Genomic DNA, 7,731 nt, shown 5'->3' with positions numbered 1-7,731 from the left:
TTTTCCAGGAACCAGACATCCTGCAGCAGTGCCGGGCCGCGCGGGCCCGCGGTCTGGATATTGTTGTTGTCGACGACGGGCGCGCCGAAAGCGGTCGTTAGCTTTTTCATAAGAGTTTCTTGATGCGCGGCCCTGCCTCTGGAGCATTGCGCGTGCATTTTTTCTGTTCCACCAACAAGCTTCCTTCCAATGTCCTTCATAGGGATGGAAAGGAATGCCATCTTTTACACACGAACAGGCACATGGAACGGGTGATCGTGCAGCGTGTCGCACCTACACAGTTTCTACACGTCTCAGCGGTGCCCATCCCTTCTTCACATCGGTCAACCGGCTCGACGAAACAGGCGCCCTCTTAACAGCAGCCCCAACGTCAACAGGACCAACGAGGCGATTGCCACATTGACAAAGATGAACACCGGCAATGCAAGGCTCGCGAACAGGGATGCCGGCGCAAAGGTCGCTGCACGCATGCACGAAATCCCCAACGCTGTAATCCCGAAACTGAACGCCCAGAACCCTGGTGTCGCGCCAGATGCCAGGAACCAACGTGAGAGCCGGAACAGGAACAGCAGTTGCAGCAATCCGTAGCCGACCATCGCATAGAAAGGCCAGTCAAGCCTTCCGCCCGTCACCGCAAGATATGCCGTCGCGCCGACCACTGGCGGCGCAAGCTGGATGCCCAGCGTAGGGCGCACCGCAGGCGCCAGTTCGTCGCCCAGATAAAGGCGATAAGTGATAATCGACTCTAGGGCGAACCATGAAAACAGCCCTGCCCCGAAGAACAGTTTGGCCAGATCCATCCAACCAAGCGAGGTCATGGCCATCGCGGAGACAAAGTTGCCCGCCACCGTCGGTAAATACATGACCGCGGTAGTGTCCCCAAGCTTGCGGCCGCCTCGCATCATGCCGCCGCTGCGAAACGTGGAAAAGGCTAGTTGGGCAATCACGCCGATGACGATCAGGGTCGACCCAATCGCCGGAACGAAGCCGTGCAGCCAGACCGCGACCAGCAGCGTCGCCACCGGTATCAGACCGATAAAGCAGCAGGCTATCGGATGCCGCACTTCGGCGAGGGCCTCATCACGGTGCGCGAGCCATTTGGCGACGAATGAGAGCACGAGCACCGCCCAGATAAGCGTCGTAACTCCAAACAGCACATCGGATACCGCTGCCATGACACCCCACAACGTGTGGGCAACTCGCCAACAGTTCGATAGACCGGCCATGCCGAGCACAATGCCCATAGCGGAAGCCGGAATCGAGAACCCTATCGTCGTCGGCGAAGTCATGGTGCCTCTTGGCTGGCCAATGCGCTGAAGATCGCCCGCAGCTTTTCATCGAGGAACTTGCCAACGGTGCCGACAGCATCACCGAACTGACCAAAGAGCGATGACGGCAGGTCGTACTCGACCTGCGTGTGATGGTCACCATTGCCAAAGACGAGCAAGGTCAGCGGAGCGTACAACGCGGCGCGCATATCGTGCCGCGTCATACGCCACGCCACGAGGGGATTGCCGATGTGATAGCGGAAGGAAACGCGTGGCTCGCCGCCCAGTGCGAACAGGACGCCGTGATCCAGCTTGTCGAACAGCATCAGTCCGTGCGGACCTTCCATCTCCGCCATCCGCGCTTCAGCGGCGGCCGGATCTTGATACATCAACTCCAAGGCGCCATGATCCAGCTTTCTAAGTTGTTGCTCGAACTGCCGGCAGAACGCATCCGGCGCAATCTCGAAGACCTCGCTGACGTGCGTCACCGAAAGGCTTTTCTGTACTATGGTCGACATCATCTTGCCAATTCAAGGTTCGTAAGCGCCGGGCCCCGACGCCCCTGCACAAGCGCTCTGCAGACGTGCCCTGCCGCGGCGGTCTGGCCGGTCTGCGAGATTGCGGCCCTGGCCCACCAAGCACCTTGACCACCATCGCGCGCCCAGTGCGGCCAGCCGGTCTATGAGGGACTGGGCGCTAGGCCCGGGCGGACGCGCCCAACTCGCCTGGTTCAGCTACGTGCAAGGACAATTTTTCCTACGGCCTTGCTGCTCTCCAGCACTGCATGCGCGCGACGCAGATTGTCGACCGTGATGTCGCCAAAGTGTTCGCCAACAGTAGTCTTGAGTACTCCTTCATCAAGCAATGCAGCCACACGGTCGAGCAGTTTGTGCTGTTCGACCATGTCCGCTGCGCGGTACATCGAGCGCGTGAACATGAACTCCCAGTGCAACGATATCGACTTGCGCTTGAGAGGCATCGCGTCCAGCGTGGCAGGATCGTCGATCAGCGCCAACTGGCCTTGCGGCTTGAGCAGTTCCACGATCTGCGCGTAGTAGCTGTCCGTATGCGTCAGGCTGATGACGTGGTCCACCTGTTGGATGCCCCCCGCCGTCAGTTGCGGCTGCAGGGGCTGGCTGTGGTCGATCACAAGGTGCGCACCCAGATCCGTCACCCACTTCCGGCTTTCTGGTCGCGACGCCGTGCCGATCACAGTCAGACCCGTCAACTTGCGTGCCAACTGGACCAGGATGGAGCCCACGCCGCCGCTGGCACCGATCACCAGCAGGCTTTGTCCGTGGCCGCCGGCCTCGGGAATGCGCAGGCGATCGAAAAGCAGTTCCCAGGCGGTAATGCTTGTCAACGGCAGGGCTGCCGCATCGGCAGTCTTCAACGACTTGGGGCAATGGCCGGCAATGCGTTCGTCCACGAGTCCGTACTCCGCGTAGCTGCCTTGTCGCGTAATATCGCCCGCGTACCAGACCTTGTCGCCCACGTTGAACAGCTCCACCGCCTCGCCGACGGCATCCACGGTGCCGACCGCATCCCAGCCCAGAACGCGAGGGCCAGTCGGTTGCACGCCGAGACGCAGCTTGCTGTCTACCGGATTCACTGCAATTGCCTCGATCCTGACCAGTAGGTCACGCGCCTGCGGTGCCGGTCGGGGCAGATCCAATTCGTACAGGGCGCGGGGATCATCGATCGGCAGGCCGGCCTTGTCGTAAACAATCGCTTTCATTTCTGCTTGACTCCTCGATAGGGAAATGCAGCGCGCTCAGGCGCCACGCAGGAACTCGCGCACGTGTGCGACGTACGTGGACGCGTACTGGAACAGCGCGCCGTGACCTGAGTTCGGATAGATGACCAATGTGGCATTCGGCAAACCCTCCGCGAGCGCGAAGCTGTTTCGCGTGGGAATCATGGTGTCGTTGTCGCCATTGGTGACTAGCACTGGATGCGGAATCGTTGCCAGCTTGCGCGCCACATCGCCCGGCCAGTTCGCCCAGGCGATCATTGCGCCAAGCTGCGCCGGCGCGACTTCGGCATTGGCAGGTAGGTCGGGTTCGCCGATGCGCGATGCAAGACGATCCACGAAGGCTTGTGCAGCTTGCTTGCCCTCGGCCGTCTCTGGGAAGAAAAGCCGCTTAAGCTTCTCCTGCATCGGCATCTCAGCATCCGTATAGATGGCGATCAGTTCCGGTCGATCCATGCCAGCTCCCTTCCCGCCTTCGGGTGCGCTCCCGGAAAGCACCATGCGCTCAACCAGATCAGGCTTTGCGATGGCAATCTCCTGCGCCAGAAATCCGCCGAGCGAGTAGCCCAGGATATGGAACTTCGACAGTGCGATCGCAGTCACGAACTGCAGGACATGCTCCGCCATTGCTGTGATCGATGCCGGTACGGCGCCGCCGGATCTACCGACCCCTGCGTTCTCGAACAGGATGATTTCGCGATCCGCCGACAGCGCATCGACGATGGCCGGGTCCCAGTTGTCGAGGGTACCCGTGAAATGCTGCAGGCAAAGCAACGGCAGCCCGCCATTGGCGTTGCCAAAGCGGCGATACGCATAGCGCACGCCACCCGCTTCAACATACTGGGTCGAGGCATTCGAGGAAGTCATGAGTGTCATCGTTGCCTCCTTCAAGCGGCAGAGGGGCCGTCATAGGCCGACGTGACCAGCACCGCGCGGAACCGCACATCGGCACGCATCATTCGGTCGTACGCCACCTGGGCCTGTTCCAGCGGGAACGTTTCGATCATGGGACGAATGTCTTGCAGATTGGCAAAGGCCAACGTCTGCTCGTTGTCGAAGACCGTACCGGTCAGTGCACCCACTACGGCGCGCGCACCGAACACGAGGTCCGTTGCGGTCAACGAGAGAGGATCTCCCGGCACAGCCACGACGATCAACTGGCCACGAGCCGCCAATCCCGGAACGAGAGAGGACATACCGGCGCCGGTCGGTGCCGTCGCCAATACCACCTTCGCACCACCCAGGCTGCGCAGTACCCCCACCGCATCTTCGCTTTCGGAATCGATGTAGCGATGCGCGCCGAGTTGAGCAGCGAGTTCCGCCTTGTCTGCGCCCCGTGCAATCGCCACCGTATGGAAACCCATCTTGCGCGCGAACTGCACGGCGAGGTGACCGAGGCCGCCAAGGCCATGTACCGCCACCACATCGCCAGACCGTGCATTCGCATTGCGCAAGGCGTTGAACGTAGTCAGGCCAGCGCACAGCAGCGGGGCCGCTTCAGCGGCATCGAGTTCATCCGGCACCCGCACGAGGCCGCGCGCTTCTGCCAGCATGCTTTCGGCATAGCCGCCGTTGGTCGTCATGCCCGTGATCACCGGACTCTGGCAATTCACCACGTCACCCTGGCGGCAGGAAGGACAAGTCCGGTCTTCGCCGGCCAGGAAGCCCACGCCCACGCGCTGGCCTACGTGCCAGCCCTCGACGCCGTTGCCGACCGCTTCGATGCGGCCCACGACTTCATGACCGGGAGTCAGCCCGTGCGCCGGATTGGCCGGAGCCCGTGCAACCGTCGCACTGTCCGAGTGGCAGACACCACAGGCCTCCACGCGGATGCGAACTTGTCCGAATCCGGGGTCCTCGATCGGTCGGTCGATCATCGACAGCTTGCCAGGCGCCACGACTACGGCGGCGCGATAGGTTTGATTCGCAGTCATCGTCATGCCTCACTCGAAGTGGAAGTCGGAAAGATCCACGCCTACGATCAGCGGCTCCGGCATCGCAAGGTTTTCTGCCGTACGCGGATAGATGCGCATGCGGGTGGGCATACGGATTCCTTGTACCTCGACGTAGTCGCTGAGGTAACGTGCGGCCGCATTGCGGCCCTGGATGTCCACTTCGTAGTCATGACGGCGCAGCAGTCCGTCTGCGTCGAAGTAATAGGTTTGCTCGGCGCTATGGGTCGCCACCGAATCCGGGAACGTCACGCGCAGGCGGCGCCAGGACAGGCCATCGACCACCCACGGGTCGATCTCGGTGGCCACAACGCCGGGATGGCGCAGCACGAACGGTGACGTCAGGTACGTCCACATCGTGTAGCCTGCAAAGTACGCCAGTTGCGGATTCGACCACGGTGTTTCGAGTTCGAAACCTTCGAACGACGTGCGGGGACGATCGAGCGATTCGACGAGCGTGCCGTCCGCTTGCCGGATCTCGACACGATCCGGCGTAAAGACGGAATGATCGGTAGTCGGGGCGAACGGCTCGTGCGAGACCCGCTGTGCATGCAGGTCCACGGTCACGCGCGAATCCGTCAGCACTCCGTCGCGCTGTTTCAGATTCCACAGGATGCCGGTGTGGTGCAGACGCGCGGAAACGCGCTTGAAACTCTTGAAGCGTTCGAGACCGCCTGCGGCATCGATGGCGAAATGGATCAGGTCAGACATGATTTCCCTTCTGCTTGGTTTGCTACTTGGAGGGCGAGTTAATCCCCTTCGAGGCTGGGTTCTCGAAGTACGTGAGTGGCGCGGCTGACGCGCCGAATACCAACTGGATTCCGCTATGCGTGGGCGTCGACGAACGCCGCGATATGTCGCGCGGATGCCTGAGGATATTGGAGTTGTGGCCCGTGCCCGGCGCGCGGAAAGGTCACAAGATGCAAGGTCGGAAGCTGGTTGTTGAGCGCGTACCAGTTTTCGACCGGGAAGACGATGTCGTGATCGCCACCGATATGCAGGATAGGGATGCGCGTGGACTTGAGCGCCTGAAGCACTGCATCCACTGGAAAGACCGGATTCTTTGGTGCGTCGCCAAGCTGGGACCCGGCCCACTCCCACGGCACCTCCGGACTGGCATCGAGTTTGCGTGCAGCAAGCCGATCGGCTGACCGCCTGGCAGCATCCGTGCTCTCGGCCGAGGTTGGCTCGAAGAACAGGCTGACAAAATCATCGAAGTCGTTTTCGCGCTTCGCCAGCGTGTAGAACAGCGCTTCGCCAGACTTGACTAGATTGCCCGGCGGCGTGGTGCCGATTAACACCGTGTGGCTGACGAGCTGCGGCGCCATCGTCATCACGAGCTGCACGGCAATGCCGCCCACCGACCAGCCACCAAGAATGACGCTGCCCAGGTCGAGCGCGGTGATTAGATCCATCGCATCACGGGCCAGCGCCGCCGGCTGATAGGTGGGGTCGCCTGTTGATTGTCCCAGCCCGCTGTAGTCGAACACCGTCACCTGGAAGCCCTGGTTCACAAGGCTATCGAGGAAAAGCGGGTCCCAGGCATCCATGGTGCCGCGGAATCGTACGCAGAGAACAATCGGCTTGCCGCTGCCGATCGTGCGATAGGCGAGACGCCGCCCGGGCACGTCGACGAATCGGGTTCTGGCGTTAAGACTTGCCGAGGATTCGGCGATTGAAGCATTCATTCTATCCAACCTTGCATGACCATCGATGCAATGTGAGGCACGGATGCCGTGCCCCCAAATCATTGCCGCTTTCCCGTCAATGGGAAACGACATTTATCGTGGGGTTTTCGGACATCGAAACCCATGAAGCGGCGTCGTCCTTACCCAGTCGCAGCGTCATTTTATGGCGCGGCTTCGATGTGAAAGTTAGCCGCAAAGCCAGTCCTGATAAAGCGTCGACGCATGAACAGTACTTCCGTCCAAACCGAACAATCGTTCACTGGAGACGTTGTGCGACGCGGTTCGACACGTGTTTTCGCGGCGGCTTTCGCCAAACCTCCGCAGTACGGTTATGCGACAATCGCCGCGACCGTGACGCCTGGAAAGACATCTCCGCCATCACGACTCGATAGTCTTTCCGAACTCGTGAAATGAAGCATGCCCAGTAATGCCCAAAGACAGGAGGCGACTTCAGTCGTCTACATCATCGACGACGAGGAAGCCACCCGCTCGTCATTGACGAATCTCCTGCGTTCCGTGGGATTTACGGTCCGTAGCTTCGAGGGTACGGCAGCATTCAAGGCATCTGAGAAGAATGCCGGACCCAGTTGCATGCTGCTCGATGTTCGCCTGCGCGGTGAAAGCGGCCTGTTTTTTCAGCAACAGGAGAAGGTCAACCAGCAGATGCCCATCATCTTCATGACGGGATTTGCAGACGTGAGCATCTGTATCAAGGCGATGAAGGCCGGTGCCACTGACTTTCTGCTCAAGCCGTTGTCCGAGCAGGATGTTATCGACGCCGTCACGGCCGCGCTGGCACAGGACAGGAAGCGGCATGAAGCCGATTACCAGCGCAGCACCCTCACCGAGCTGTACGAGTCACTGACCTCGCGCGAGCGCGAAGTGCTGGCCTACGTGGTTGGCGGCGCGTTGAACAAGCAGATTGCAGCCGGCATCGGGATCAGCGAAATCACCGTCAAGGTCCATCGCGGCACCGCCATGAAGAAAATGAAATCGAGCTCCGTCGCCGATCTGGTCCGCAAGGCGCAGATGCTTGGCATCGAACCGATGACTCGCTAGCACAGCGCCTA

General features: G+C 60.7%; 8 protein-coding genes. 1 reads left to right on the top strand and 7 read right to left on the bottom strand.

The genetic code is table 11. The annotated features are described in order from the left end of the window. Positions 1 to 323: 323 nt before the first annotated feature. From tehA to QTN24_RS08245, 7 genes are all read right to left on the bottom strand, one after another. Positions 324 to 1,289, bottom strand: a complete 966-nt coding sequence (gene tehA / locus QTN24_RS08275; RefSeq protein ID WP_313836370.1) for a dicarboxylate transporter/tellurite-resistance protein TehA — start codon at positions 1,287 to 1,289, stop codon at positions 324 to 326. Then, positions 1,286 to 1,789 carry a DUF302 domain-containing protein gene (locus QTN24_RS08270; RefSeq protein WP_313836369.1) on the bottom strand — a complete coding sequence of 168 codons (504 nt, stop codon included), beginning with the start codon at positions 1,787 to 1,789 and terminating at the stop codon, positions 1,286 to 1,288. The genes tehA and QTN24_RS08270 overlap by 4 nt, the downstream gene beginning before the upstream one ends. Positions 1,790 to 1,998: 209 nt before the next feature. After that, entirely contained in the window at positions 1,999 to 3,006 is a 1,008-nt protein-coding gene (locus tag QTN24_RS08265) for a zinc-binding alcohol dehydrogenase family protein (RefSeq protein WP_313836366.1), read from the bottom strand. Positions 3,007 to 3,042: 36 nt separating this feature from the next. Then, complete coding sequence (locus QTN24_RS08260; RefSeq protein ID WP_313836364.1) at positions 3,043 to 3,897, bottom strand: alpha/beta hydrolase; 855 nt, start codon at positions 3,895 to 3,897, stop codon at positions 3,043 to 3,045. An 11-nt stretch (positions 3,898 to 3,908) separates the two neighbouring features. Beyond that, positions 3,909 to 4,955, bottom strand: a complete 1,047-nt coding sequence (locus QTN24_RS08255) for an alcohol dehydrogenase catalytic domain-containing protein (protein ID WP_313836394.1) — start codon at positions 4,953 to 4,955, stop codon at positions 3,909 to 3,911. Positions 4,956 to 4,964: 9 nt separating this feature from the next. Further along, positions 4,965 to 5,684 (bottom strand): hypothetical protein, encoded by a 720-nt coding sequence (locus tag QTN24_RS08250; protein ID WP_313836362.1) that lies wholly within the window; start codon positions 5,682 to 5,684, stop codon positions 4,965 to 4,967. Between the two features lie 113 nt (positions 5,685 to 5,797). Continuing rightward, positions 5,798 to 6,661: an alpha/beta hydrolase gene (locus tag QTN24_RS08245; protein ID WP_313836360.1), complete on the bottom strand. Its 864-nt coding sequence runs from the start codon at positions 6,659 to 6,661 to the stop codon at positions 5,798 to 5,800. A gap of 417 nt (positions 6,662 to 7,078) precedes the next feature. Between QTN24_RS08245 and QTN24_RS08240 the strand changes: the two genes are divergently transcribed. Further along, positions 7,079 to 7,720: a response regulator transcription factor gene (locus tag QTN24_RS08240; RefSeq protein WP_313836358.1), complete on the top strand. Its 642-nt coding sequence runs from the start codon at positions 7,079 to 7,081 to the stop codon at positions 7,718 to 7,720. The last annotated feature ends 11 nt before the right edge of the window (positions 7,721 to 7,731 follow it).

This window comes from Cupriavidus sp. SZY C1 (assembly GCF_032190535.1).
GTDB lineage: Bacteria > Pseudomonadota > Gammaproteobacteria > Burkholderiales > Burkholderiaceae > Cupriavidus > Cupriavidus pauculus_C.
This window is presented reverse-complemented; position numbering and strand designations above follow the sequence as displayed.